Origin of the sequence: Hydrogenophaga palleronii (assembly GCF_031457455.1) — a bacterium.
In the GTDB taxonomy this organism is placed as follows: domain Bacteria; phylum Pseudomonadota; class Gammaproteobacteria; order Burkholderiales; family Burkholderiaceae_C; genus Hydrogenophaga; species Hydrogenophaga palleronii_A.
This window is the reverse complement of sequence record NZ_JAVDWU010000001.1, coordinates 900,127-926,700: the sequence shown is the minus strand read 5'-3', so window position 1 is coordinate 926,700 and position 26,574 is coordinate 900,127. Positions and strand designations below refer to the sequence as shown.

Sequence of the window (26,574 nt, the reverse complement as noted above, 5' to 3'; positions counted from 1 at the left end):
CTGAAGGAAACGTCATGAAAGACGGCATTCACCCCAACTACCGCGAAATCTGCTTCCAGGACCTCTCCAACGGTTTCAAGTTCGTGACCCGCTCCTGCGCCAACACGAAAGAGATGATCAAGATGGAAGACGGCCGCGAGCTGCCGCTGTACAAGCTGGATACTTCCAGCGAGTCGCACCCCTTCTACACCGGCACCCAGAAGAGCGTGGACAACATGGGTGGTCGCGTGGAGCGCTTCCGCAATCGCTACGGCAAGGGTACCCCCGCCGCCAAGTGAGCTGGCCAAGGCTTGCATCCGTCTGATGCCTGCCCCGCCTCCTGAAAAAAAAAAGCAGCCTGCACAGGCTGCTTTTTTTTCATCAATTCACATCCGGCCAAGGCCGAAAGGCGCGAGCGCCTGTATATTGCCCGCAGTGAACCGACCGACCCCTGCCATCGTCACCCAAACGGCGGTGCGCCCTCTTCCCCGCCTTGCGCTGCTGCTGTTCTGTGCAGCGTATGTTCTTCCAGGCTTCCTGGGCCGCGAGCCATGGAAGGTGGACGACGTTGGCTCGTTTGGCGTCATGCAGGAGCTGGCACAAGGACTGAGCAGCTGGTTGCAGCCGCAGTTGCTGGGGGCGGCACCGCAAGAGAATGCACTGCTGCCCTACTGGATAGGCGCACTGTTCATCAAACTGCTGCCGTTTCTGGACCCGGTCTTTGCCTCCCGGATTCCTTTTGCCGCACTGTTGCTGATCACCCTGGCGAGTACCTGGTACACGGTTTACCACCTGGCACGCCTGCCCGCGGCGCAGCCTGTGGCTTTTGCGTTTGGTGGCGAGGCGAGCCCACGGGACTATGCGCGTGCGCTGGCCGACGCCGGCCTGCTGGCGCTCATCGCCTGCCTGGGCCTGGCACAGCTGGGCCATGAAACCACACCCGATCTGGTCCGGTTGGCATTGCTGGCGGTGCTGCTGCATGCAATGGCTCGATTGGCGCCGGGTGCGGGAGATCGGCGATTGCTAAGTCTGGGGATGGGATCACTCGCCATGCTGGGGCTCTTTCTCAGTGCGATGGGTTGGCAGGCGCTGCTGCTCGCAACGGGATGGCTGCTTTTGCTGGGGAAATCACCGGCACCGGTTGGATGGGGAACGGCGAGCAGCGAAGGCCACCGCCTCAGCGGCCGGTTGGTGATGGGCGGGGGCCTGGTGGCTGTCACCCTGCTTGGACTGTGGATGGGCTGGCTTTCCATTCCCCACCTGCCTTTTTTGACCGAATGGGCGCCATCAGGCGCCAGCGCCTCAGGCATACCAGGCCTGTCGGGCATGGCTGTGCTGCCGGGTCCAGACGACTCGCAAACATCCTCGTTCCCGGACGAATGGCTCAGCTTTGGACGGTTGCTTCTCTGGTTCACATGGCCGGCCTGGCCACTGGTTTTGTGGAGCCTGTGGTCATGGCGTCGGCAGCTTCTGAGTCCTCACGTGGCGCTGCCGCTCTGGGGCGCGGTGATCTGTGTGGCAGCCAGTGCCTGGCAGGCCCGGGAGGACCGGGCTTTGTTGCTGGTGTTGCCGTCGCTCGCGGTGCTGGCTGCCTTTTCATTGCCCACATTGAGGCGCAGCGTCTCGGCTTTGATCGACTGGTTCACACTGCTGTTTTTCACTGGCTGCGCCCTCATCATCTGGGTCATCTGGGTGGCCATGCAGACCGGCGTTCCTGCAAAACCCGCCGCGAACGTGGCACGCCTGGCGCCTGGGTTCATTCCGGAGTTCTCCTGGTTTCTCTTCGGGATGGGCGCATTGGCCACCATTGCATGGTTCTGGCTGGTGAAGTGGCGCGTGGGCCGGCACCGCCAGGCCATCTGGAAGAGTCTGGTACTGCCTGCCGCTGGCAGCACGCTGTGCTGGCTGCTGCTCATGACACTCTGGTTGCCGTTGCTGGATTTCGGGCGAAGCTATGGCCCCTTGTCCAGACGCATTGCCAGCCTGGTGCCCCCTGAATCCTGCGTGCTGGTGGACGGCCTCAGCCAGGCGCAAATTGCGGCCTTGTGGCATCACGGCGCGCTGAAACTCGTCCGTACCGGCGGCCTGGATGGTGCGGCATGTCGCGCATTGGTGGTCTCGCCAGAGACTCAGCCCACTCTGGACGAGCGCGTCACGCTGACGCAATGGGCATTTCGGGCCACCGTGAGCCGATTGTCTGACCGCAAGGAAAGCCTTCTGCTCTACCAACGCGTAAGTGACTGAATTGGGATACACCCCCGCGCCGCGCCTTCGGCACGTCACCCCCTTCGAGGGGGCGATACCAGTGGCCCGGCGAAGCTGGTTCCACGGTATCTCTGGAAGGGGGCATTTCGCGCCGGAAGCGCTTCGGCGAGAGACTCTCAGCCTCTCAGTGCACACGAACCCTAGAAGCGGGAAGCAGCATCATGAAGCGTGAGCCCTCGCCCAGAACGCTTTCAACCTCGATCTGGCCGCCATGGCGCTGTGCCACATGTTTCACGATGGCCAGTCCAAGGCCTGTGCCACCGGTCTCGCGTGAACGACTGCGATCCACGCGGTAGAAGCGCTCGGTGAGTCGAGGCAAGTGTTCTTCGGCAATGCCAGGGCCTGTGTCTTCCACGAAGAATTCTCCGATCCCATCTGGTCGCACCTGCCAGCCTGCACGGATCGTTCCGCCACCTGGTGTGTAGCGCACCGCGTTGCTGAGCAGATTCGACATCGCGCTGAGCAACTCGGTCTTGACGCCCGCCACCCACACGGGCGCCCCCGCCACAGGCTCAATGGTGTGCACCGGTTTGGCGATCACTTCGGACAAACCGCGCGCTTCCTGCACCACGTGTTGAAGGAGTTCGCCACTGTCGATCCACTCACCCTGACCAGGTGCCGGACTGCCCTCCAGCCTGGAGAGCGTGAGCAGGTCGCTGACCAGGGTCTGCATGCGCTGCGCCTGCTGGCTCATGAGGCTCAGGTAGCGGGTCCGGTCGGCCTCCTCCAGCGGGATGGTCTGCATGGTTTCCACGAAGCCGCTGAGCACGGTCAACGGCGTCCGGATCTCGTGCGAGACGTTGGCCACAAAGTCGCGCCGCATGGCTTCTGCCAGCTGCACCGCCGTGACGTCCCGCGTCAGCATCAGCTTGCGCTTCTTGCCGTAGGGGTGCAACTGCAGGAGGATCTTGGTGGGCTGAGAGGGTCTCACGCCCGGTCCATCGATCTGGATCTCGTGCTGGAAATTGCCAGCGGTCATGTACGCCGTGAAGGCGGGGTTTCTCACAAGGTTGCGCACATACTGGCCCAGATCGCGCTGGGGATCGAATCCGAGCTGATTGGCGGCCGTGAGGTTGGACCATTCAATCCGGCCTGCCGCGTCCAGCAAAACCACCCCGTTGGGTGAGGCCTGTATCGCGGCGAGAAAATCTTCCAGGCGAGCGTCGCTGTTGTTCACCTTCTTTTCAAGTCGGCGAATCAGCTTGCGGTTGCGATCGACGAGCTCGCCCCAGATGCCCGAGAGATCGGGTGCCCGCGAAACTTCACCCTTGTTCAGCCAGCGCAGCACGCTTCGGGCCCGCAAACCATCCAGAACACTCCAGCCCAGTGCGCCCACCAAGGCGCCACCAAATGTCCAGCCCTCGGTACCGCGGATCCAACCGGCCACCGCCCCCAAGGCCACCAGGAGCAGCAGCTCGATCGCGCGGCGGGTCATGCGCTGGGACTGGAAGACATTTGTGCCGTGCGGCCCGTGTTGTTCATGGCGGTCAGCCTGTACCCTGCCCCACGCACGGTTTCGACCATGCCGGCCGCTTCACCGAGCGACTCCCTCAAACGTTTGACATGCACATCCACGGTCCGCTCCTCAATGAAGACATGATCTCCCCAGATCTTGTCGAGCAGCGTACCACGGGTGTGCACGCGTTCGGCGTGCTTCATGAGGTAGTGAAGGAGCTTGAATTCCGTCGGGCCGACCTTCAATTCGGCGCCCCGGAAAGTGATGCGGTACGTGCCCGCGTCGAGTGCAAGTTCACCCACCTGAACGGAGTCGTTGACGATTTCAGGAGCGCGCCGGCGCAGCACCGCCCGGATGCGCGCCAGCAGCTCCTGGGTTGAGAACGGTTTGGTGATGTAGTCGTCGGCACCTGCGTCCAGGCCCTGGACCTTGTCGGACTCGTCGCTGCGAGCGGTGAGCATGAGGATGGGCACGGTTTTTGTGCGCTCGTTCTTGCGCCACTGGCGGGCCAACGACGCGCCGCTTTCCCCGGGCAACATCCAGTCGAGCAGGATCACATCAGGCAGCACGGCGTCCACTTCGCGCTGTGCAGCGGCCCCATCGAACACCACCGTGGGTGCAAAGCCGTTGTGCCGCAAGTTGACGGCAATCAGCTCCGCGATGGACGGCTCGTCCTCGACCACCAGCACACGGGGCAGTTTTCTCATCGTGAGGCCCTCTCAAAGCCCGCCGGACGGAAGTAGCAAGAGATGTCGATCATCCGACCACCGACTCCACGTTGTCCATCGAGGAATGGCGCACATCTTCCCCTTTGACGATAAAGATGATCTGTTCGGCAATGTTCTTGGCATGGTCACCGACGCGTTCGATCGATTTGGCCAGGAACAGCAAATCCAGACTGGGCGAGATGGTGCGGGCGTCTTCCATCATGTAGGTGATGAGCTTTCGCAGAAAGCCGTTGTATTCATTGTCGATTTCGTTGTCGCCCTTGATGATGGCCACTGCCATCGTGGTGTCCAGCCGGGCGAAAGAATCCAGTGATTTTCGCAGCAAGGCCGAAGCCAGGTCGGCGGCCAGGCGCAGTTCTGAAATCGGCAGATTTCGCGGTGAGCCGCTCTCAATGATCGACTTGACCATGCGCGCGATGCGCGCCACCTCGTCTCCGGCGCGCTCCAGATTCTGCGTGGTGCGCGAGATGGCCATCAGGAAGCGGAGATCGCGCGCGGTCGGCTGACGGCGACCGATGGTGGAGATGATCTCGTGATCGATATGGAGCTCCATCTGGTTGATGCGAGCCTCGTTCTCGATCACCTGCTCGGCCGACTCCATGCTCATGTTCACCAGCGCATAAACCGCCTGATGGAGCTGGGATTCGACCATGCCGCCCATCTCGAGCACATTGGTGGAAATGGAGTTCAGTTCGGCGTCGAACTGGCTGGAAATGTGTTTGTCGCTCATGTGGTGGTCTCCCCTGAACAAAATGGATCCGTATGGAATTTCAACCGAAACGACCCGTGATGTAGTCTTCGGTTTCGGTCCGGCTGGGCTTGAAGAAGATCTGCTCAGTGGATCCAAACTCGATCAGTTCACCCAGGTACATGTAGGCGGTGAAATCGCTGCAGCGCGCGGCCTGTTGCATGTTGTGGGTGACGATCGCGATCGTGTAGTCCGCCTTGAGCTCATGCACCAACTCTTCCACCTTGCCGGTGGAGATCGGGTCCAGCGCCGAGGTGGGTTCATCCAGCAACAGCACCGATGGCTTCACCGCCACACTGCGGGCAATGCAAAGCCGCTGCTGCTGGCCACCTGAGAGCGACAGGCCGTTCTGGCCCAGTTTGTCCTTCACCTCACCCCACAGGGCCGCCTTGGACAGCGCCCATTCAACCCGATCATCCATGTCGCTCTTGTTCAGGTTCTCATAAAGGCGCACACCGAAAGCAATGTTGTCGTAGATGGTCATCGGGAACGGTGTGGGCTTCTGGAACACCATGCCGATGCGGGCACGCAGCAGGTTCAGGTCCTGTTTTTTGTCCAGGATGTTTTGGCCGTAGAAGTTGATCTCTCCCTCGGCGCGTTGACCGGGGTAAAGGCTGTACATGCGGTTGAGCGTGCGCAGCAAGGTGGACTTTCCGCAGCCCGAAGGGCCGATGAAAGCGGTGACCTTGCGTTCGGCGATGTTCATGTTCACGTTCTTCAGCCCCTGGAATTTGCCGTAATAGAAGTTCAGGTTGCGAACTTCAAGCGCATTCCTGAGCTCGACGGAGGGGGCGACAGCGGTAGCGGTTGCGGGCATTTTGGGATCTCGTCTATTGGAGGTATTGGAGGGTCGATCAGTTCGAATGAGGTGCGACCAGAATCAGGCGCGCACTTTTTCCCTGAAGAACACCCGAGCCAGGATGTTGAGTACCAGAACGGCCATGGTGATCAGCAGTGCGCCCGCCCATGCCAGGCGAATCCAGTTGTCGTAGGGGCTGAGTGCGAATTGGAAGATGACCACGGGGAGGTTGGCCATGGGGGCACCCATGTCGGAACTGAAGAACTGGTTGTTCAGTGCCGTGAAGAGCAGAGGCGCTGTCTCGCCGCTGATGCGGGCCACAGCCAGCAGCAAGCCGGTGATCACGCCGCTCTTGGCTGCGCGCAAGGTCACCATGGTGGTGACTTTCCAGCGCGGCGCACCCAGGGCAAAAGCCGCTTCACGCAGACTGCCGGGTACCAGTCGCATCATGTTTTCGGTGGTGCGCATGACCACCGGAATGGCAATCAGCGACAGCGCCAGACTGCCTGCATAGCCTGAGAAATTGCCTACCGTGGCCACCGCGATCGCGTAGACGAACAAGCCCAGCACGATGGACGGCGCCGACAGCATGATGTCGGTCACAAAGCGCGTCAGTTCGGCCGTCTTGCTCTGATCGCCGTATTCGGTGAGGTAGATACCGGCCAGCACACCGATGGGGGTCGACACCAGCACCGACAGGCCAACGATCATCAGACTGCCCACAATCGCATTGCGCAGGCCGCCACCGTCTGTACCGGGCGCGGGCGTGTCCTGGGTGAACAGGTTGAAGTCCATGCCGGCCAGGCCGTTGGAGAACAACACGAACAGAATCCAGAGCAGCACGGTCAGGCCCAGCGCCATGGCTGTCATTGAAAGCGTCAGGCCCACCAGGTTGGTGGTGCGGCGCTTCTTGTAAAGGTTTTGATTGATTTCCATGTCTTTTTCCTGCGGAGATGTTTGGACGCTGCAGGTCTCAGGAGCCTTTGGCCTTTTCAGCGCGCAGGATCATCAGCTTGGCCAGCGACAGCACAACAAATGTGATGACGAACAACAGGAAGCCGAGCGCAAACAGTGTGTTGAAGTGCAGGCCTTCGGCTTCGCCAAATTCATTGGCCAGCACCGAAGCGATGGATGTGCCAGGGGAGAACAGCGACGTGGGCATGCGGTTGGCGTTGCCGATCACGAAGGTCACCGCCATGGTTTCACCCAGGGCGCGCCCCAGGCCAAGCATGATGCCGCCGATCACGCCCTTCTGCGTGTAGGGCAGCACCACCTTGCGAACCACCTCCCAGGTGGTGCAGCCCAGCCCATAGGCCGATTCGCGCAGGATGGGCGGCGTGATTTCGAACACGTCCCGCATCACCGCCGCCACGAAGGGCAACACCATGAAGGCCAGGATGATGCCGGCGGCCATGATGCCAAGTCCGTTGGTGGCGCCTGCAAACAGGGTCCCCACGATCGGCATGCCGCCCAGCAATTGCTGCAAAGGTACCTGCATGTAGTCCGCAAAGAGTGGGGCGAAAACAAACAGGCCGAACATGCCGTAAATGATGGACGGCACGGCAGCCAGCAGCTCAATGGCCGTGCCCAGAGGGCGGCGCAGCCAGACGGGGCAGGTTTCGGTGAGGAAGACCGCGATGCCGAAGGCCAGTGGCACGGCAATCAACATGGCGATCGAAGCGCTGGCCAGGGTGCCGACGATGGAGATCGCGGCGCCGAATTCTTCGTTGATGATGTCCCACTCCACGTACCAGAGGAAGTGAGCGCCAAATTTGGCAAAGGTGGGCCATGCGTTGTAAAGCAGGGACACCAGGATGCCCAACAGGGCGAACAACACCAGCAGCGAGAAACTCTGGGTGAGGCGGTGGAAGATGATGTCCTGGATGCGCTGTTTTCGAGCCACGGCCACCATGGAGGCGGTGGGCGCATCGACATTGGGTGTGGAAGTGTTCATGGTCGCGACAACTGACATGCGGGCTCCCTGCATTGGTCAAGTTCAAGAAACAACCCACCAACGGCTTGATGAAGCCGTTGGCGGCGCTGTCAATCAGGGAGATCAGTTCTTGATCTGCGTCCACACCTTGGACTTGATCTCTGCGGTCAGCTTGTCAGGCAGCGGCACGTAGTCCAGCTCGGAAGCCATGGTCTTGCCGTTCTTGAAGGCCCAGTCGAAGAACTTGAGCACTTCGGCGGATTGCGCCTTGTCGGCCGGATCCTTGTACATCAGGATGAACGAGGCGGTGACCACAGGGTAAGCGTCGGCACCAGGCTGGTTCACCAGAGAGATGCCCATGCCGGGCGCCTTGGACCAGTCCGCGCCGGCTGCAGCGGCAGAGAACGTGTCGTCACCAGGCATCACGAACTTGCCATCCTTGTTTTCCAGGGCGAGAACGGAGATGTTGTTTTTCTTGGCGTAGGCGTATTCCACGTAACCCAGCGAACCCTTGGTCCGGGTCACGTTCGCAGCCACGCCTTCGTTGCCCTTGCCACCCACCGAGGTGGGAGCGGGCCACTTCACGGCAGCGCCCTTGCCCACTTTGTCGGCCCATTCAGGGCTCACCGAACTCAGGTAGTCGGTCCAGTTGAACGTGGTGCCGGAGCCGTCAGCACGGTGCACGATGGTGATGACCTGGTCGGGCAGGTTTTTGCCAGGGTTCAGAGCGGCCAGCTTGGGGTCGTTCCACTTGCTGATGGTGCCCAGGAACATCTCTGCCAGCACGGGGCCGGTCACGCGCAGTTCGCCTTTGCCGAAGCCGTCCAGGTTGAACACGGGCACGGTGCCGCCGATGATGGCCGGAAACTGCACCATGCCGTCCTTGTCGAGCTCTTCACCCTTGACAGGCGCGTCGGTCGCACCAAAAGCAACGGTCTTGGCACGGATCTGGCGAATACCACCGGACGAACCGATGGACTGGTAGTTCAGGCCGGTGCCGGTGTCTTTCTTGTAGGCTTCTGCCCACTTGGCGTAGATGGGGAACGGGAAGGTAGCGCCAGCGCCAGTGATGTCTGCGGCAATGGCAGAACCCATGGCCAGAGAAGCCAGTGCGGCTGCGGCCACGGTCTTGAGCAAAGTGCGTTTGGTGTTCATTGAGAGTCCTCTCAGGGGTTGGAAAAAAGGAAGGAAGAAGCAATAGAAAGGACTCTATGGGTCAAATGTGACAGCTGTGTGACATGTGCGGACTTGTCATGCTTCTGCCTCGATCCGACCGACAGCTTGCGGATCAGACTGGCTTTTCGCTGTCATCGCATGGGGTTGAGGCGCAAAATTCGGCTGTTGACGGCCTGCCGCTGCCACTTTTCGGTTACCAGATGGCGGCCTCGCAAGCGTTGTGCCCGGCGCCGATGCGTCACAATCCCGGCAACCCAACAGATTCAGGATTTGCGGAGAGCCGGTGAGCGGCCCTCTGCCGAACGCATGCAAAACGGTACCCTTCTGGCCGCCATCGACCTCGGTTCCAACAGCTTCCGGCTGGAAATCGGCCGCTACCACTCGGGCCACATCGAACGGATCGAATACCTCAAGGAAACCGTCCGCCAAGGCAACGGTCTCGACGAAAACAAGAACCTGAGCCAGGCCGCCATGGAGCGCGGCTGGGAATGCCTGGCGCGATTTGCCGAGCGGCTCCACGGCTTCAAGAAGCAGCAGGTGCGGGCGGTGGCGACCCAGACCCTGCGCGAGGCGCGAAACCGGGACGAATTTCTCAAGCAGGCCCAGGCCATACTGGGCTTTGCCATCGAGGTGGTTTCTGGCCAGGAAGAGGCGCGGCTGATCTATCAGGGCGTGTCCCGTCTGCTGCCGCAGTCGGACGAAAAGCGCCTGGTGTTCGATATTGGCGGCCGCTCCACCGAAATGATCCTGGGTGAAGGCTACAAAGCCCACCGAATGGAGTCCTACCGGCTCGGCAGCGTGGCCTGGTCGGGCAAATACTTCGCGCGCGGTGTGTTCACGGCCAGCGCCTTCAAAACCGCCGAAGTGGCGGCCAAGGCGGTGCTGGACGAAGCGCTGGACAGTTTTCCACCGTCCGAATGGAGTGCGGCTTACGGCTCTTCCGGCACGGTGGGCGCCGTGATGGACATGCTGTCGGCCAATGGATGGGCATCGGGCGTGATCACCCGCTCAGGGCTGAACTGGCTGGTCGAACGCTTTGTGAAAGCGGGCAACGTCGAACAGATCAAGATCGACGGGCTCAAGGACGATCGCCGCCCAGTGATCGCGGGTGGCCTGAGCGTGCTCTACGCCATCTTTGATCTGTTCGACATTCAGCAATTGTTGCCAGCCCAGGGCGCCTTGCGCCAGGGGGCGCTCTACGACCTGATCGACCGGGAGACCGATGGCGGTGACGTGCGCGAGCGCACGGTTCGCTGGCTGGGGGAGCGTTTTTCCATCGATGAGGCCCAGGCGCAACGGGTCAGCACAGTGAGCACCGCCCTGTTTTCCCAGGTGGCTGCGGTCGATGCGCAGAATGAACGCTATTCGCAGAAGCTGGCCTGGGCCGCACGTCTGCACGAAATCGGCACCCACATCTCTCACGACCGTTCTTACCACCACGGCGCCTACATCCTCGACAACGTGGACGCCCCCGGTTTTTCATTCCCCGAACTGCACCGCATGAGCCAGTTGGTGCTGGGCCAGCGCGGCAAACTGCGCAAACTGGAGCAGTCACTGAGCGACGAACTGTTTGCCAAACAGCTGATGTGCCTGCGCCTGGCGGTGTTGCTGTGCCACGCGCGGCAGCTGCCGGAATACGAGTCGATCCGCCTGAGCTACAAGCCAGGCGCATTCAAGCTGGTCACCAACCCAGGGTGGGCCAAGCGCTACCCGCAGTCCGCCTGGCTGATCGGCGAAGAAGTGATTGCCTGGCAAAAAACTGCCTGGAAATTCACCGCAGATGTGCGTTAAAGCATCAAGGGCGGCAATCCATCACACAAAGTGTCTGCACTGAAACCGCTGACACAGGCTTTCGCCCACCCCCGGGCTAGCATGGTTCATTCCAGATAGAAGAACCTGTGATCCGATATGACATTGATAGTGGTGGCAGAGGACGACCCGGGCACGCTCAAGCTGTTGACGGTGGTCCTGGAGAAGAAGGGTCATGATGTGGTTGCCGTGTCGGACGGCGCCAGCGCCTGGGAAAACGTTCAGCAACTGCGCCCGGACGTCATCGTGAGTGACATCGACATGCCAGGCCTCAGCGGTCTGGAACTGCTGGAGCGCGTCAGGGCGCACCCGGCTTGTGCCCTGACGCCCTTCATCTTCCTGACCTCGCTGCAGGAGCGCCGTGACATGAGGCACGGCATGAGCCTGGGGGCAGACGACTACATCGCCAAACCGTTTCGAGCACGAGAACTGGCAGAAGCGGTCATGGCCCAGGTCAACAAGAACAACATGCGTGCGCAGTCGCAGGACATGCACGTGCAGTCGGCCTTGAGCGGCGCCCTGCAGGCTCAGGCGCGCGAGTTGAGCGACATGTATGAAGAGCGCATGGCGCGAGCCCTGAACGAACAATGGCCAGGCGGGGGTGCAGCCCGCCAGGCCAACCACCATGAGCAGGCCACCGTGCTCAGTGCTGGCCTGGTGAATCACGCGTTGTGGACCAACACCCTGAGTGCGCAGGACATGGCACAGTTGCTCAAGCGGTTCTATGACAGCTGTGGCGACACTGTCTTTCTGTTTGGCGCCCACAGCCTGCAGTTTCTGGGTGACGGCGTGGTCGCCGTGTTTGCAGACGGCACCGATGCACCGACCACGTCGCCGCATGGTCTGCGTGCCGCCAAGGCAGCTTTGGCGCTTCGAAAGGCTGTTTCCGGTTTGAACAGCTTCGTGCAGACCCTGGCACCCGGCCATGGTCTGGAGAGTGTGGACTTGAGCGTAGCCCTGCATGGCGGGCCGGTGGCCATGATGCGTCTCGATGGTCTGTTGGGCGGTGCTGCACAATCTGTGCCCGTCGGCGAGACCGTGATGGATGCAGTGGCCCTGCAAAAGCATGCGCAGTATCCAGGTCGAACCGGCATCACGGTGTCGGCCCCGGTGTTGCGCAGCATCACGGGAGCGGTACATCCCGTGCGACGGTACCTGCTTGCCCTACCCCATCGGGTGGACCCCATGGATGTGTGCCTGGTGGAGCCGTTGCCCTAGTACGCCGACACCGAGTGGCGGGCCCCCTGGTCACCCGTTTGCCTTTGATGAAGATCCCGCTCGCATGAAATCGTTTTCCGGCAGACGCCGCCTTTCCATAGGGCCCACGCTGATCACCGCCCTGGTGCTGGCGGCGCTGATCCCCGCCCTGCTGGCGGCATGGCTGCTGTCCACCAACAGCTCGCAATCGATCAACACCCTGGCTGAAAACGCGATGAGCCAGGCCGCGCACCGCGTGGACGTGGGTGCACTGGCTCACCTGGGTGAGTCCCATACCGTGGTGAATGCTCTGGTGCCACCCTTTGTGGCCACGGGGGCCGAAGCCGAGCGCACCCGGAACTGGCTCAAGGACACGGCAGCGTTTGAAACCATGGCCTATGCATTGACGCAGCAGTCACCCAACGTGCCCTACCTTTACATGGGTACTGCCGACGGCTCGTTCTTTGGCCTGGAGCGCGAAAGCCATGGCTTCGTAGTGCGTGAAATCCGCCCTGGCGACAGCGGCCGAAAACACTTTCTGATTGACCAGCCTGGCGACCGCAGCCAGCTCGTTCGAACAGAAACGCAGCTCTACGACCCGCGAAAGCGCCCCTGGTACCAGCTGGCTTTGAGCACCGGTCAGCGAACCTTCACCGACGTGTACCGCTCAGCAGTCAAGGCACAGTTCGACCTGACACTGGCGCACCCGATCTTCGACGCAGACGGCCGTACCGTGTTGGGTGTGGTCGCCGTCGACATGAGCCTTGCCCGCCTGACCGACCTGATCCGCAGCTCCCGAATCAGCGAACATGCCGTGACCTACCTGGTCGACAGCCAGGGGTTGCTGGTCGCATCGTCGGTCGACGAGGACCTCAGCGTTCAGGTGAACAACAAGTTCCAGCGACTCTCACCCCTGCAAAGCCAGGACCCGCTGGTTCGTGAGTCGTTCACCCAGCTCAGCGCGCAGTACCGCGACACCTTGCACCACAATCCCGGCCTGGTGCGACTGGACACCGCATCGGACTGGAAGCAGCTGCTCGGGTTGGGGTCCAACCGCCTGATTGCCCTGCAGCGTCCATTCGGACAGAAGTACAACCTCAACTGGCAACTCATCGTGGTGGCGCCCGAATCGGACTTCACCGACCAGGTCACCCAGGCACGGCAAGTGGCGTTGGGCGCATTGGCCGCGCTCATTGGTCTGGCGGGTGTGCTGGCCTACCTGGTGGCCAAAGGCTTGTCGGGTCAGTTTCAGTTGCTCAATGCCTCGGCCACCGCCGTGGGTGCGGGTCAGGTGCCCGAAGTTCAACAACAAACCGGTTTCAAGGAGGTGCACCTGCTTTCCAAGGTGCTGCACGACAGCGCCCAGTCGATACAGACGTCTACCCGCGAGATTCAGGAGAAGAACGAGCAACTGCGCGAAGCGGCACTGATGCTGGAGGAGCGGGTGCGCCAGCGCACCGCCGAACTGGCGACCTCGCGAGAAGAGGCCCTGGCCGCCGTCAAGGCGAAGGCGGGCTTCCTGGCGGTGATGAGCCATGAAATCCGCACGCCACTCAACGGCGTGGTGGGCATGAGCGACCTGTTGCGCGAAACACCTCTTACTGAAGCCCAGCAAGACCTGCTGGGTGTGCTCAAGGTGTCGAGCGAGCAGTTGTTGTCTGTGGTCGACGACATTCTTGATTTTTCACGCATTGAAGCGGGCAAGCTCACGCTGGAACAGCAGGCCTTCGACCTGCGCGCCGCCATCCGGCAGGCGCACGACATCCTGATGCTGCGCGCACAGGAAAAAGGGCTTCACCTGGCCATGCACATTGCGGCGGATGTGCCCCAGGCCGTGATCGGCGACATCACGCGGTTGCGCCAGGTGTTGATCAATTTGCTCTCCAACGCCATCAAGTTCACCAACCAGGGCGAGGTCACTCTGCGGGTGTGGCAGGAACCCGAAGCGCAAGGCACCGTGCTGAATTTCAGCGTGAGCGACACTGGCGTGGGCATCAAACCGGCCAGCATTGGCACCCTCTTCCAGCCGTTTGCGCAGGGCGACACATCCACCACCCGGGTGTATGGGGGCACCGGGCTCGGCCTGATGATCTGCAAACACCTGGTGGAAATGATGGGCGGGCAGATCACTGTCAACAGTCAGCCTGGCGTGGGCTCGACGTTTCGTTTCACCATCCGCTCGGCGGCGGTCGACCCGGCCCAGATCCCGACCGACGGGGTGGCTGAACTCCCCTGCGCGACCGACCAACAGCGGGTGCTGGTGGTGGACGACAACCCCATCAACCTCAAGGTGGCGTGCGCCATGCTGCAGCACCTGGGCTATACGCCAGCTACCGCCATCAACGGCCGCCTCGCGCTGGTGGCCGTGGCGCAGGCCAGGCAGTCGGGACACCCCTTTGACGTGGTGCTGCTCGACAGTCACATGCCCGAACTCGATGGCACTGCCACGGCCCAGGCCTTGCACGAACAGTGGGGTGACCAGGCCCCTGCAATGGTGGGCGTTTCCGCGTCTTCACTGGGGGAAGATCGGCAACGGTGCCTGGACGCCGGCATGTCTGACTACCTGCCCAAGCCGCTCAATCTTGAACATCTGGCACACACGCTGCGCCGCCTCACGGAACGGCCGCAATCAGTGGAGCACTCTGCCGGCCCGCAGAACGGCGAGGCGGCCTCCGGTTCTGAACCGAACTCAACCCAGGCGGCTCAGACCATCTGGATCGACCCGGAACGCTGGGAGGCGTTCGCCGAATTCGACGACGCCTCGGGCAGTCTGCGGCGAGAGATCATTGGCGAGTTCCTGGCTTCCCTGGCGGGTCGCGCTGCAGAGATTGCGCGCGCAGTGCATGCCGGGGATGCACAGGCGCTGCGCCACGCCACGCATGTGCTCAAGGGGTCCGCCGGCAACGTGGGTGCCCAGGAGCTGGCGCGGCTGTGCGAAGACATTGAGCGGCAGGCCGGCCAGCCAGAGCGTGCCCGCGCCTTGCTGCCTGCGCTTGAACAGGCGGCGCAAGCCACGGCGGTGGCATTGAGTGCGCTTTGATGTTTCGCTGCGAGTGAGGCGCAAGGCTGTGCAGTCCTTCAACGGGCCGGCGTCTTACAGGGGGACATCGATCTGTATTTGTCACGTAGCTGTCATACCAGTGACATGTTTCGGGAGTCAGTTAAAAACCGTATATACGGTTTACACTATTGCCCATCTCAAACCACCCGGAGTGCCTCATGGCCAGCCAGAATACAAAGCCCAGCAGCAAGAAGCCCAAACTCGTTCGCGACAGTTTCACCATCCCCAAGGCCGAGTTTGCAGCCATCGATCTCCTGAAGACCCGCGCCATTGCACTTGGCACCAGCGTCAAGAAAAGCGAACTGCTGCGTGCGGGTTTGATGCTGCTCACAGGATTGAACGACGGTGCGCTGAAGGCGGCTCTGACGGCGGTGCCCACTTTGAAAACAGGTCGCCCTGCTGCACCCGTGCAGGCAAAACCGGCAGCCAAACCTGCCGCTGCCAGCAAGCCAGTTGCCAAGAGCAAGCCCGCGCCAGCCAAGGCAGCGGTGAAGAAGGCGCCCGTGTCCACCAAGACCCCGGCCAAGGCAGCCGCCAAATCCGCTCAAAAACCTGCAGCAAAAGCCGCAACCAAAGCCGCTGCAAAACCTGCGGTGAAGGCAGCCACCAAGCCCGCCGTCAAGCCGGTAGCAGCGACCAAGCCTTCGGTCCCACAAGTCTGAGCACACTCGCTTGAGTTCATTGCGACGCTGGGCGCGTTCCCCAGCGTCGCTCTAAAGCAGCTCCGGCGTCTGTACCGTCACCACGACGGTCTGGCTTGTGCTGCCGCGTTCGCGATGGCGCAGCCACCACAAAGCGCCCTTCTTCACCGAGCAGTCTTCTTCGGCCAAGCCCAGCAACCGGGCAACCACGCGCCCGAGGGTGGGTTGATGGCCCACCACCACCACCGGCGACTTCCCCGTTGGCCACTGGACGAGTTCCAGCAGATCCAGGGGGTCGCCCTCGGGCAGCAATTCGTCACGAAGCTTGAACTTTCGATCGAGCGCCATCACGGTCTGTTCACAGCGTGTGGCCGGGCTGGAAAACACCCGTGCGCCTTCAGGCAGTTGCCGGTCCAGCCACGCGGCCATGCGTGAGGCCTGCTTTTCACCGCGCGAGGTCAGCCGGCGCGCCAGGTCCTTGGAATCGCCCGGTGCACCCAACAACAGGTCGGGATGCTCATGGGCTTCGGCATGGCGCCAGAGAATGAGATCCACGTCGTTGCTCCTGCTCAGCCCTTGCTGCCGTACCTGGCCATCAACGCGGCCTGTGCGGAATGCTGGCCGCTGCGGCCCTTGCCTGGGCCGAGAGCGCTGGCGGGCACGTAGCGACCATCAGGCTGCAGCAGCCAGGCGTCCTTGTTGTCGTGCAGGCTGGCCGACAGGCATTCATCCATGATGCGGCTGCGCAGGCTGGCGTCCGTCACGGGCCAGGCGAGTTCCAGGCGGCGCAGCATGTTGCGGTTCATCCAGTCGGCACTTGAGAGCCACAGTTCTTCTGTGCCGTCGACCCGGAAATAAAACACCCGGGAATGCTCGAGCAGCCGGCCGATGATGGAGCGCACCTGCACGTTGTCGGTGATGCCGGGCACCTGCGCCGGCAGGATGCAGGCACCGCGCACGATGATGTCGATCTTCACCCCTTGCTGCGAGGCCTGCGCCAGCGCGCGCGACAGCTGTTCGTCGGTGAGCGCATTCATCTTGAGGATGATGCGAGCCTCTTTGCCTTCGCGCGCCGCAGCCGCAGCCGCATCGACCTTTTCCAGCATGGCCTTGTGCAGATGAAAGGGTGCGATCAGGGCCTTGTTGAGCTTCGGCAAACGGTTCTGGCTGGCCAGATGCAGGAAGATCTGATCAAGGTCTGCCGTGAGTGCCTCGTCTGCCGTGAGGTAGTTGAGATCGGTGTAGAGCTTGGCGGTGGACGCGTTGTAGTTGCCGGTGGACATGTGCGCGTAGCGGCGCAGCTGACCGTCTTCGCGCCGGGTGACCAGCAGCATCTTGGCGTGGGTCTTGAGACCCACCACCCCGTAGACCACCTGGGCACCCACTGACTCCAGTCGCTCCGCATAGTTGATGTTGGCTTCTTCGTCGAACCGCGCCTTGAGCTCCACCACAGCGGTCACTTCCTTGCCACGTCGCACGGCTTCGCGCAGCAGGTTCATCAGTTCGGAACGCGCGCCGGCCCGGTAAATGGTCTGCTTGATGGCCAACACCTGAGGGTCTTCGACCGCTTCACGCAGGAAGGCCAGCACCGCGTCAAAGCTCTCGTAGGGCTGGTGAATCAGCACATCGCCTTGCTGCAAGCGCTCAAAGAAAGACTGCCCCGGTGTGAGCTGAGCGGGCCAGCCGGCGTTGTAGCGTTCAAAGCGCAGCGCAGGGGCCTCCACTTGGTCGATCAGCTGGTTCAACCGGACCAGGTTCACCGGGCCGGGCACGCGGTACAAGGCCTGTTCTGGCAGGCCGAACTGGGCCAGCAGGAAACCGGAGAGGTATTCCGAACAGCCAGCGGTGACTTCAAGGCGCAAGGCCTCGCCGTAGTGGCGCTGTTGCAGCCCTTTGCGCAGCGCGGTGCGCAGGTTCTTGACCTCTTCTTCGTCCACCGCCAGATCGGAATGGCGGGTGACCCTGAACTGCGAGAACTCCGTGACCTGCCGGCCCGGAAACAGGTCGCCCAGATGGGAACGGATCAGGCTGGAAATGGACACGAAATGCGTCTGCTTCGAACCCTTGACCGGCGGCATGCGAAAGAACCGCGGCAGGATGCGTGGCACCTTGACGATGGCGATTTCATTCTCTCGGCCGAAGGCGTCTTTGCCGGTGAGGCGCACGATGAAGTTGAGCGACTTGTTGGCGACCTGCGGAAACGGGTGCGAAGGGTCGAGGCCAATCGGCAGCAGCAGGGGCTGCACTTCCCGGCTGAAGTAGTCCTTGATCCAGCGGCGCTGGCGCGGGTTGCGTTCGCCGTGGGAAATAAGCTTGATGCCCTTCTTCTCCAGTAGCGGCAGCAGCTCGTCGTTGTAGATGGCGTATTGCTGCGCGACCAGCTGATGGATTTTGTCGGCGATCAACTGGTGCGTCTGAGCGGTGTAGAGCCCCCGTTGCTCATTGGCCTTGAGGGCGCTCAAGTGGGGCGCCATGCGCACCTCGAAGAACTCGTCGAGGTTGCTTGAGACGATGCTCAGGTAGCGGAGCCGTTCCAGCAACGGAACATCGGGGCGACGTGCCCAGTCCATCACCCGTTCATTGAAGGCCAGGATGCTGTGGTCGCGGTCCAGGAAAGGAATTCTTGTCTGTGGGCTGCTCGCGCTCATGAATACCGGGGTGAAGTTGGGCGGTGCGGCAGGCAGGCTCCGCAGAACCTGCCAGACAGACACACGGTAACCGCCATTATTGAACGGAGAAATGACGTTTGTGTGACAGTTTCGTTGCACCAGGTGATGAGTCGGCACCGATGCGCAAGCCCTGCCCGAAAGAACGTGGTCGCCCGGATTCAGACCAGCTCACCTGTGCGCCGGACCTCGACTTCTCGAGCGACCGGGATCCCCCCGCCAGATTGCCTGCCCGCCAATGGCGCCCAGTGCACCAGTTCCAGCCGACCATCGAGATGCTCCACCAGCGCGGACAGGCTCTCGACCCAGTCGCCATCGTTGCAGTACAACGTGCCTTCGATGGTTCGCATTTCCGGCCGGTGAATGTGCCCGCACACCACACCTTGGTAGCCCTGCCGGCGTGCCTCGGCAGCGACGGCGCCTTCGAAGTCCGACACGTAGTTCACGGCCGTTTTCACCTTGTGTTTGAGGTATTGCGACAGCGACCAGTAGGGCAACCCCAAGCGGGCGCGCATGGAGTTGAGGTGCCGGTTCAGCCGCAGCGTGAACTCATAAAGGTTGTCGCCCACATAGGCCAACCACTTCGCACACTGGATGACACCATCAAAGTGGTCGCCATGCACCACCCACAGCCGGCGCCCGTCGGCCATGGTGTGCACGGCCTCATTGATCACTTCAATGCCACCAAAACTGTGTCCGTGGAACTGGCGCGCAAATTCGTCGTGGTTGCCGGGCACGAACACCACCCTGCACCCTTTGCGCGCGCGCCTCAGTAGCTTCTGCACCACGTCGTTGTGCGCCTGGGGCCAGAACCATTTCCGTCGGAGCTGCCAGCCGTCGATGATGTCGCCGACCAGATACAGGGTGTGACTGGGGTGGTGCTTGAGAAAGTCGAGCAGTGCATGGGCCTGGCAGCCCGCTGTTCCCAGGTGCAGGTCAGAAATGAACACCGCGCGGTACCGTGCGCGTTCGCCACTCCCCTGGCTCGCGTCGTCTTCCTCGGCCGCGTCGTCGAAGCCGGTCGGCAAGCCTGCTTTGAGTCCCCAGCCGCCGAGTGCTTCGAACGCGGCTCTCATCACGCCCCCAGGAAATGCTTGCGGTAGCGCGGCGGCAGGTCGTCAATGCGCATCATCATCGGCAGATCGGCAGCGTTGAAATCCGGATCCCACGCCGGTGGGCCAAGCACCTTGGCACCCAGCCGCAGGTAACCCCTGATCAATGCGGGTGGCTCCACATCCAGCGTGTCGTCGAGCTGATCGATCGGCAAAGGAAGGCGCGGGCGCACATGGAACTCAATGGAGGCCAGGTGCTTTTCCCTGACCTGGCGCCAGATGCTGGCCGCTGCATGCCCACCGCCGACGTGGCCCTGCGCGCCCTGGCAGTTCATCGGGATGCTCGCGCAGCCGATCATGGTGTCAAGCTGGTTGCGCACCATGAATTCGGCCAGCGCCCCCCACAAAGCCATGATCACCCCGCCATGGCGATGATCGGCGTGCACACAACTGCGGCCCAGCTCGACCATGCGTTCACGCATCAACCGCAGGCGGGTGAGGTCGAATTCGGTGTCGCTGTAGGTGCTGCCCACACGCCGCGCCTGCGCGGGGGTGAGCACCCGGTAGGTGCCGATCACCGCGCCGGTGTCGCTGTCGCGCACCAGCAGGTGCTCGCAGAAATCATCAAACAGATCAACGTCATGGCCCGGCACGGCATTGGAGAGAATGGCGCCCATCTCCCCGGCGAACACGTCGTGGCGCAGGCGCTGGGCTTCGCGGACCTCGTCCTGATGCCGCGCCCATGACACTTCGATGCCACCTGTCGTCTTCGATGGCTTGGCCGCGGTAGGGATTTCAACCGCAACGCCAAAGGCGGGCTTGGTAAAAGTCCACCGCCGAGGCATCTTCAACGGCGAAAGGTCCAGGGTGGGGGTCGGCAGCTCTTTCATGGCCGGTCTCCCATATCGTTCTGCTTCTTGGTCAGGTTCATGATCGGATCCCTTGCAAACAGGACGCTCCATGGTCCCGTGTGGTTTGTGTGTCTGTTCATGAACCTGCATTCTGGGAATTGCGCATGACCCACGCATGGCATCTGGATGAAGTTTTGATGACGATCTTTCCCCCACCATCAAAGATCTTTCAAATATCATTGAAGTATTATTTTTCTTCATCCTTCATAGCAGTCGCCTGCACCTCAACACCATGAACCTCGCCGAAGCACTCAACCTGGGTTGTGCGTGCCAGACGCTCCAAGCCGATCGTCTGCGCGAGCAACTGGAAACCCACCCGGCACTTGAAGGACTGGTCGCCCAGCTGGCGACGAGCCACCCCCACCTGTTTTCTTCCACCGCCGTGTTTCTCGACGCCAGCACCGGCCGGCAGCTCGCTCAAACGGTACAGGCGCTCGAACGCGTGATCGCGCGGCCGGAATGGCAGGCGCTGGCCATTGCACAGGCACCGGCGATTGCGCAAAGGGACTGGGGCCCTGCGGGCGTGTTCATGGGTTACGACTTCCATCTGGCGGACGACGGCCCCAGGCTCATCGAGATCAACAGCAACGCAGGTGGCGCGATTCTCAACGCCGCACTGGCCCGAGCCCACCGGGCCTGCTGCGAAGCCTTTGACGGTCTCTTCAAAACGCCTGCAACGCCCAAGCCACAGGACGACACCTTTGTGTCCATGTTCGAAGCCGAATGGCGATCCCAGCTGACGGACCGCCCATTGCGCAACATCCTGATCGTGGACGACGCGCCGGCACAGCAGTACCTGGCGCCGGAGTTCGAGATGGCTAGAGGCTTGCTCGCCGCCCACGGCTTGATCGCCGTGATCGCCGATCCAGGCGAGTTGCAATGGCGCGACGGCGCGCTCTGGCACCCCGCCCTGCCCGCTGGCATGTCGGTGGATCTTGTCTACAACCGCCTGACCGATTTTTACCTGGAGGCAAAGGAACACCTGGCCCTGAATCACGCTTATCAGGCAGGTGCCGTGGTGCTCACCCCGCATCCGCGCACCCACGCGCTGTACGCAGACAAACGCAACCTCATCACGCTGTCTGACGCCGCATTGCTGGCGTCCTGGGGAGTGGACCAGGCGACGCTGGCGGTGCTGGCGCAGGCTGTGCCCGCAACCCGGCTTGTCACACCAGAGAACGCCGAGGCCTTGTGGGCGCAGCGGCGCACGCTGTTCTTCAAGCCCTCAGCCGGTTTCGGTGCCCGGGCCGCGTACCGGGGCGACAAGCTGACGCGACGCGTCTGGGGTGACATCCTCGCAGGCAGCTATGTGGCACAGACCTTGATACCACCCAGTGAGCGGCTGGTGTGGGTGGACGATGAGACCCGGCGGCTGAAAGTGGATCTGCGTGCGTACACCTTCCGGGGTGAGGTGCAATTGCTGGCCGCCCGAACATGGTCCGGGCAGACCACCAACTTCCGCACCGAAGGCGGCGGCTTCTCCCCTGTGGTGGTGCTGCCCGATCCCGCGATCCTGGACGGCGACCGCAGCGATGCCATGCAGGCGCTGGCGCCAACACTGAATCTGCCTGCCTGACACCGCAGCACACTGTTACCTCCACGGCGTGGCGTATGGGCGCCGCGCACCTCCGCACTCCCTAAAATGGTGGTTCAACCTGCCGGGTCGCCGTAGTGCGGCCCCGAATCAGCAGGGTCAGCGCCCCGCTGGTACAACATCCCATTCAAGGACCTGTCTGCATGTCTCCCATCCGTCATTGCGCTTTGCTGATCTTCACCACTTCGCTGATGGCGGGCTGCGCCACCGTCTCGTTGGACGAACCCGCCAAACCCGCGGCATCCAGCCCCAGGGCAGCCAGTACCGCCGGCACGGTAGGGCCCGGTGAAACCCGCATTGTTCCATCCAGAGACGGCTCCTTCGAAGGTGAAATCGTGGGTACCGCCGCGCCCGGTAGCCGCTTCGCCCAACTGCAGATTGGCATGGAGGCACTGCCCGTTCAACGCCTGATTGGCATTCCCGACGCGATGCACGCACACGAAACCGGCAAACGCTGGATTCCACTCTATTTCGGTACCGATGCGCGCCGCCTGATCACGTTCTACAGGGGCGAAGGCTGCCTGACCTTCACCGGCGGCAACGACTGGGGCGGTGGCGGCAATCAATTGATCCGCATTGTGGTGGACCCCAGCGGCCGCTGCTACCAGCCGTGATGTGCAGCAGCATTCAGTGGGCGCTCTGCACGGCAGGCGCCTGCCAGAATAGCGGGCTGTGAAACCCGTCGCCACTTCTCCCCAACACCTTCATGCTGCGCACTGGCTGGTACCGCCACAACCGCTGATCTGTCATCCAGCCGCACCCGCCGGCATTTCGCTGGCGATCACCGCGTCGGTCGAGCACGCGGTGACGTTTGCAGGTGAGGGATGGCGTCTTCGGTATGAGGTTCGGGGCGACCTGTCGGCATTGCTCATCCCTGAGCCGGCGTCACCCGGGCCTGCCGATGGTCTGTGGCAGCACACCTGCTTTGAGGCTTTTGTGGCAGAGCGCGGCGCCGCCTACCAGGAATTCAATTTTTCGCCGTCAGGCCAATGGGCCAGCTACCGCTTCAGTGCCGAGCGTGTTCGCGACACCGCTGCGGAGTCTGCGTCGGCTGCGAAGAGCCTTCCTCCACCCTCTGTGGCGTGGCATTGCACACCTGAGGTCCTTGTGCTGGAGGCCTGGCTTCCCGTGTCGGCGTTGCACACGTACGCTTCCGGTCAGCCACTGGATCTCGGTCTGACTGCCGTGATCGAAACCAGGGATCAACAATTGAGCTACTGGGCATTGCGCCACCCCGGTGCCAAGCCCGACTTTCACCATCGACAAGGCTTTGCCCTGCAGGTTTCTGCGGACCTTGCCGGCCCTGCCTGTGGGTCCGCCACACCATCCCAACGTCCTACCTCATGAAACTCGGCATCGAACGCTTCCTGACCGATCCCGCCCTGCGCGCCCCGCTCGCCGGGCGGCGCGTGGGTCTGCTGGCTCATCCGGCTTCCGTCACCCGGGACCTCACGCACACGCTGGATGCCCTGGCTGCCCTGCCCGATGTGAGGCTGACAGCAGCATTCGGCCCGCAACATGGTCTGCGGGGCGACAAGCAGGACAACATGGTCGAGTCGCCCGACTACGCAGACCCGCGCCTGGGCATACCGGTGTTCAGCCTGTACGGCGAAGTGCGCCGGCCCACCGACGCCATGCTGGAGAGCTTCGACGTCTTGCTGGTGGACCTGCAGGATCTGGGTTGTCGCATCTACACCTTCATCACCACGCTGCGCTATGTGCTCGAAGCCGCCGCCCGCACGGACAAGGCCGTCTGGGTGCTGGACCGCCCCAACCCCGCGGGCAGGCCAGTGGAAGGCCTCACGCTGCGCCCGGGCTGGGAGAGCTTTGTGGGCGCCGGCCCCATGCCCATGCGCCACGGCATGACCATGGGTGAACTCGGTCACTGGTTCATTGCCACGCTGGGCCTTGAAGTGGAGTACCGCGTCATCACCATGGAAGGCTGGAAACCAGACGATGCGCCCGGTTTTGGATGGCCCACAGAGCGCACCTGGGTCAACCCCAGCCCCAACGCCGCCAACCTCTGGATGGCCCGCGCCTATGCCGGCACCGTGATGCTCGAAGGCACCACCTTGTCAGAGGGCCGTGGCACCACGCACCCGCTGGAATTGTTTGGCGCCCCAGACATCGACGCCAGGCGTTTGATGCACGACATGCGCAAGCTGGCACCGGAGTGGCTGCAGGGCTGCGTGCTGCGGGAATGCTTCTTTGAGCCCACCTTCCACAAACACGTGGGCAAGCTTTGCGCGGGTGTGCAAATCCATGTGGAAGACCCTCAGCACTACGACCACGCCGCTTTCAAACCCTGGCGGCTGCACGCCCTGGCTTTCAAGGCGCTGCGTTTACAGGCGCCTGAGTACCCGCTGTGGCGCGACTTCCCCTACGAGTACGAACACGACCGCCTGGCCATCGACCTGATCAACGGCGGGCCGGCACTGCGGGAGTGGGTCGACGACCCAGCCGCGCAGCCTTCAGACCTGGAGGCGATCACGCGCCCGGATGAAGAAGCGTGGTCATCAGAGCGCCAGCAGTACCTACTCTACTGATCGTTGAGCGCAGCGTTCAGGCCAGCCACTTCTGCATGAACTGCGCCGTGCCCATGGCCGGGTCCAGCGCGTAGCCGGCGAAGCCGATGCGTTCATACAGCCGCACCGCACCCGAGTTGCCCGAGAGCACCTCCAGCGTCATCTTCACGGCGCCACGCTCAAGCGCAATGCGTTCCGCCTCTGCCAGCATCAGCGCTGCAATGCCACGGCCGCGGTGGCTGGCCAGCACCGCCACGTCGTGCACATTCACCAGTGGCTTGCAGGCAAAGGTGGAGAAACCCTCGATGCAATTGACCAGGCCTACAGGCGCCGTGCCATCGAAGGCCAGCACGCTGTAGGCCTGAGGCCGTGCGGCCAATTCGCGCACCAGGTTGGCCTTGGCAAACGCTGACAGGGGATCGCTGCCTCCGGCGCGTTCGCTCGCGTAAGCGTCCAGCACCATCACCAGTGCCGCAGCGTGCCCAGGGTCGGCGTAGTCGGCCCGCACCACCTTGATCTGGTCATTGCGTTCTGCGTTCATACCTGCACCTGGCTTTTGACGGCATCCACCAGCCGCTCGGCGAAGCTGCGCGACTGCTGCGCGTCACTGGCTTCCACCATCACACGCAACAGCGGCTCGGTGCCACTGGGCCTGATCAACACCCGCCCGGAATCGCCCAGCTCGGCCTCCACCGCGCGGGTTTCATCTGCCAGGCGTGTGTTGCTGCGCCAGTCCTGCCCGGGCTTCAGTCTCACATTGATGAGCGTCTGCGGAAACAGCGTCACCTCTGACAGCAATTGCGCCATGGTCTTGCCGCTGTCCACACAGGCATGCAGCACCTGCAAGGCAGACACCAGGCCGTCGCCCGTGGTGTGCCGGTCCAGCACCAGGATGTGGCCCGAGCCCTCGCCGCCCAGCACCCAGCCATTGCGTTCGAGCTCTTCGAGCACATAGCGGTCACCCACTTTGGCACGCACAAACTTCACCCCCTTGTTGCGGAAAGCCATCTCCACCGCCTTGTTGGTCATGAGCGTGCCCACCACGCCAGGCACATCAATGTCGCGCGCGATGCGGTCTGAAGCGATCAGGTACAGCAGTTCGTCGCCATTGAACAAACGCCCGCTGGCGTCCACCATCTGCAGCCGGTCGGCATCACCATCCAGCGCCACGCCGTAGTCGGCACCATGCTGCTTCACCGCTTCCACCAAGGCCTGCGGGTGCGTGGCACCCACGTTGTGGTTGATGTTCAGGCCATCAGGCGAACAGCCAATGCGCACCACCTCGGCCCCCAGTTCGTGGAACACGTCAGGCGCGATGTTGTAGGCCGCACCGTTGGCCCCATCCACCACAACCTTCAGGCCCTTGAGGGAGAACAGGTGCGAGCAGGTGCTCTTGCAGAATTCGATGTACCGGCCCGCCGCGTCATCCAGCCGCCGCGTCTTGCCCAGCCCAGCCGAATCCACCCACACCGGGTCCTCCGCCAGCGTGGCCTCCACAGCCAGCTCCCATTCATCGCTGAGCTTGGTGCCCTGCGCACTGAAAAACTTGATGCCGTTGTCGGCAAACGGGTTGTGGCTGGCCGAAATCACCACGCCCAGGCTCGCACGCTGGGCCCGTGTGAGGTAGGCCACGGCAGGTGTGGGTACGGGCCCGAGCAGCACCACATCCACCCCGGCCGAGTTGAAACCACTCTCCAGCGCGCTCTCCAGCATATAGCCAGAAATGCGCGTGTCCTTGCCGATCAGCACCGTGGGGTGTGCTTCGGTACGCCGGAGCACACGCCCCACGGCGTGCGCCAGGCGCAAGACGAAATCGGGCGTGATCGGTGGCTGGCCCACGGTGCCTCGGATGCCGTCGGTGCCGAAATAGGTGCGTGTCATGGAAAGTGTCCGGAAGGAGTGCGACGGGCGCCCGGATCGCAGGGAAAGGGCGTTGAAGAGAGTGGGCATTTTAGGGTGTGCTCAACCGTCTGGCCCACACCGGAATGCTTACTCACCCATTCATTCATGCTGCCGACCAGATCACTTGTTCAC

23 protein-coding genes are annotated in these 26,574 nt (G+C 62.4%); 10 read left to right on the top strand and 13 right to left on the bottom strand.

Annotated features, from left to right (window positions below):
* Positions 1–14 precede the first annotated feature (14 nt).
* Both J2W49_RS04320 and J2W49_RS04315 read left to right on the top strand, forming a co-directional pair.
* Positions 15–278 (top strand): type B 50S ribosomal protein L31, encoded by a 264-nt coding sequence (locus J2W49_RS04320; protein ID WP_310311907.1) that lies wholly within the window; start codon positions 15–17, stop codon positions 276–278.
* Positions 279–414: 136 nt separating this feature from the next.
* Complete coding sequence (locus J2W49_RS04315) at positions 415–2,223, top strand: hypothetical protein (protein ID WP_310311904.1); 1,809 nt, start codon at positions 415–417, stop codon at positions 2,221–2,223.
* Between the two features lie 145 nt (positions 2,224–2,368).
* Here J2W49_RS04315 and phoR read toward each other — a convergent pair whose 3' ends face one another.
* The 7 genes from phoR to pstS all read right to left on the bottom strand — a co-directional run bounded on the left by phoR (position 2,369) and on the right by pstS (position 9,063).
* Positions 2,369–3,679: a phosphate regulon sensor histidine kinase PhoR gene (gene phoR / locus J2W49_RS04310; RefSeq protein WP_310311901.1), complete on the bottom strand. Its 1,311-nt coding sequence runs from the start codon at positions 3,677–3,679 to the stop codon at positions 2,369–2,371.
* Positions 3,676–4,407, bottom strand: a complete 732-nt coding sequence (gene phoB, locus J2W49_RS04305) for a phosphate regulon transcriptional regulator PhoB (protein WP_310311898.1) — start codon at positions 4,405–4,407, stop codon at positions 3,676–3,678. Before phoB ends, phoR begins: the two co-directional genes overlap by 4 nt.
* 49 nt (positions 4,408–4,456) lie before the next feature.
* Positions 4,457–5,158, bottom strand: coding sequence for a phosphate signaling complex protein PhoU (gene phoU / locus J2W49_RS04300; protein WP_310311896.1), 702 nt, complete (start codon positions 5,156–5,158; stop codon positions 4,457–4,459).
* Positions 5,159–5,198: 40 nt separating this feature from the next.
* Positions 5,199–5,993 carry a phosphate ABC transporter ATP-binding protein PstB gene (gene pstB, locus J2W49_RS04295; protein WP_310311894.1) on the bottom strand — a complete coding sequence of 265 codons (795 nt, stop codon included), beginning with the start codon at positions 5,991–5,993 and terminating at the stop codon, positions 5,199–5,201.
* Between the two features lie 63 nt (positions 5,994–6,056).
* On the bottom strand, positions 6,057–6,911 hold the full coding sequence (gene pstA, locus J2W49_RS04290; RefSeq protein WP_310311891.1) for a phosphate ABC transporter permease PstA: 855 nt from the start codon (positions 6,909–6,911) through the stop codon (positions 6,057–6,059).
* A gap of 37 nt (positions 6,912–6,948) precedes the next feature.
* Positions 6,949–7,947, bottom strand: coding sequence for a phosphate ABC transporter permease subunit PstC (gene pstC, locus J2W49_RS04285; protein ID WP_310311888.1), 999 nt, complete (start codon positions 7,945–7,947; stop codon positions 6,949–6,951).
* A gap of 84 nt (positions 7,948–8,031) precedes the next feature.
* Complete coding sequence (gene pstS, locus J2W49_RS04280; RefSeq protein ID WP_310311885.1) at positions 8,032–9,063, bottom strand: phosphate ABC transporter substrate-binding protein PstS; 1,032 nt, start codon at positions 9,061–9,063, stop codon at positions 8,032–8,034.
* A gap of 327 nt (positions 9,064–9,390) precedes the next feature.
* On the opposite strand from pstS, the gene ppx reads away from it, so the two are divergent.
* From ppx to J2W49_RS04260, 4 genes are all read left to right on the top strand, one after another.
* Positions 9,391–10,875: an exopolyphosphatase gene (ppx, locus tag J2W49_RS04275; RefSeq protein WP_310311883.1), complete on the top strand. Its 1,485-nt coding sequence runs from the start codon at positions 9,391–9,393 to the stop codon at positions 10,873–10,875.
* 117 nt (positions 10,876–10,992) lie between these two features.
* Complete coding sequence (locus J2W49_RS04270) at positions 10,993–12,111, top strand: response regulator (protein ID WP_310311880.1); 1,119 nt, start codon at positions 10,993–10,995, stop codon at positions 12,109–12,111.
* Between the two features lie 64 nt (positions 12,112–12,175).
* Positions 12,176–15,130: a hybrid sensor histidine kinase/response regulator gene (locus tag J2W49_RS04265; protein ID WP_310311878.1), complete on the top strand. Its 2,955-nt coding sequence runs from the start codon at positions 12,176–12,178 to the stop codon at positions 15,128–15,130.
* Between the two features lie 179 nt (positions 15,131–15,309).
* Positions 15,310–15,813, top strand: coding sequence for a hypothetical protein (locus J2W49_RS04260; protein ID WP_310311875.1), 504 nt, complete (start codon positions 15,310–15,312; stop codon positions 15,811–15,813).
* Between the two features lie 51 nt (positions 15,814–15,864).
* On the opposite strand, the gene J2W49_RS04255 is transcribed toward J2W49_RS04260, so the two are convergent.
* The 4 genes from J2W49_RS04255 to J2W49_RS04240 form a co-directional block, all read right to left on the bottom strand.
* A complete protein-coding gene (locus J2W49_RS04255) occupies positions 15,865–16,347 on the bottom strand; it encodes a SixA phosphatase family protein (RefSeq protein ID WP_310311872.1) in 483 nt (160 codons plus the stop codon).
* Between the two features lie 14 nt (positions 16,348–16,361).
* A complete protein-coding gene (ppk1, locus tag J2W49_RS04250) occupies positions 16,362–18,440 on the bottom strand; it encodes a polyphosphate kinase 1 (protein ID WP_310311870.1) in 2,079 nt (692 codons plus the stop codon).
* 179 nt (positions 18,441–18,619) lie between these two features.
* Complete coding sequence (locus J2W49_RS04245; RefSeq protein ID WP_310311866.1) at positions 18,620–19,534, bottom strand: UDP-2,3-diacylglucosamine diphosphatase; 915 nt, start codon at positions 19,532–19,534, stop codon at positions 18,620–18,622.
* Entirely contained in the window at positions 19,534–20,400 is an 867-nt protein-coding gene (locus J2W49_RS04240; protein ID WP_310311864.1) for a GNAT family N-acetyltransferase, read from the bottom strand. Before J2W49_RS04240 ends, J2W49_RS04245 begins: the two co-directional genes overlap by 1 nt.
* Positions 20,401–20,653: 253 nt before the next feature.
* Between J2W49_RS04240 and J2W49_RS04235 the strand changes: the two genes are divergently transcribed.
* The 4 genes from J2W49_RS04235 to J2W49_RS04220 all read left to right on the top strand — a co-directional run bounded on the left by J2W49_RS04235 (position 20,654) and on the right by J2W49_RS04220 (position 24,561).
* The gene (locus tag J2W49_RS04235) at positions 20,654–21,997 is read left to right on the top strand and encodes a hypothetical protein (RefSeq protein WP_310311862.1); all 1,344 of its coding nucleotides are present in this window, start codon (positions 20,654–20,656) and stop codon (positions 21,995–21,997) included.
* A 161-nt stretch (positions 21,998–22,158) separates the two neighbouring features.
* Positions 22,159–22,629, top strand: a complete 471-nt coding sequence (locus tag J2W49_RS04230; protein WP_310311859.1) for a hypothetical protein — start codon at positions 22,159–22,161, stop codon at positions 22,627–22,629.
* Between the two features lie 58 nt (positions 22,630–22,687).
* The gene (locus J2W49_RS04225) at positions 22,688–23,362 is read left to right on the top strand and encodes a DOMON-like domain-containing protein (RefSeq protein WP_310311857.1); all 675 of its coding nucleotides are present in this window, start codon (positions 22,688–22,690) and stop codon (positions 23,360–23,362) included.
* On the top strand, positions 23,359–24,561 hold the full coding sequence (locus J2W49_RS04220) for an exo-beta-N-acetylmuramidase NamZ family protein (protein ID WP_310311855.1): 1,203 nt from the start codon (positions 23,359–23,361) through the stop codon (positions 24,559–24,561). Before J2W49_RS04225 ends, J2W49_RS04220 begins: the two co-directional genes overlap by 4 nt.
* A gap of 16 nt (positions 24,562–24,577) precedes the next feature.
* Here J2W49_RS04220 and J2W49_RS04215 read toward each other — a convergent pair whose 3' ends face one another.
* Together J2W49_RS04215 and glmM are read right to left on the bottom strand one after the other, a co-directional pair.
* On the bottom strand, positions 24,578–25,081 hold the full coding sequence (locus tag J2W49_RS04215) for a GNAT family N-acetyltransferase (RefSeq protein ID WP_310311852.1): 504 nt from the start codon (positions 25,079–25,081) through the stop codon (positions 24,578–24,580).
* Positions 25,078–26,421, bottom strand: coding sequence for a phosphoglucosamine mutase (gene glmM, locus J2W49_RS04210; protein ID WP_310311849.1), 1,344 nt, complete (start codon positions 26,419–26,421; stop codon positions 25,078–25,080). Before glmM ends, J2W49_RS04215 begins: the two co-directional genes overlap by 4 nt.
* Between the last annotated feature and the right edge of the window lie 153 nt (positions 26,422–26,574).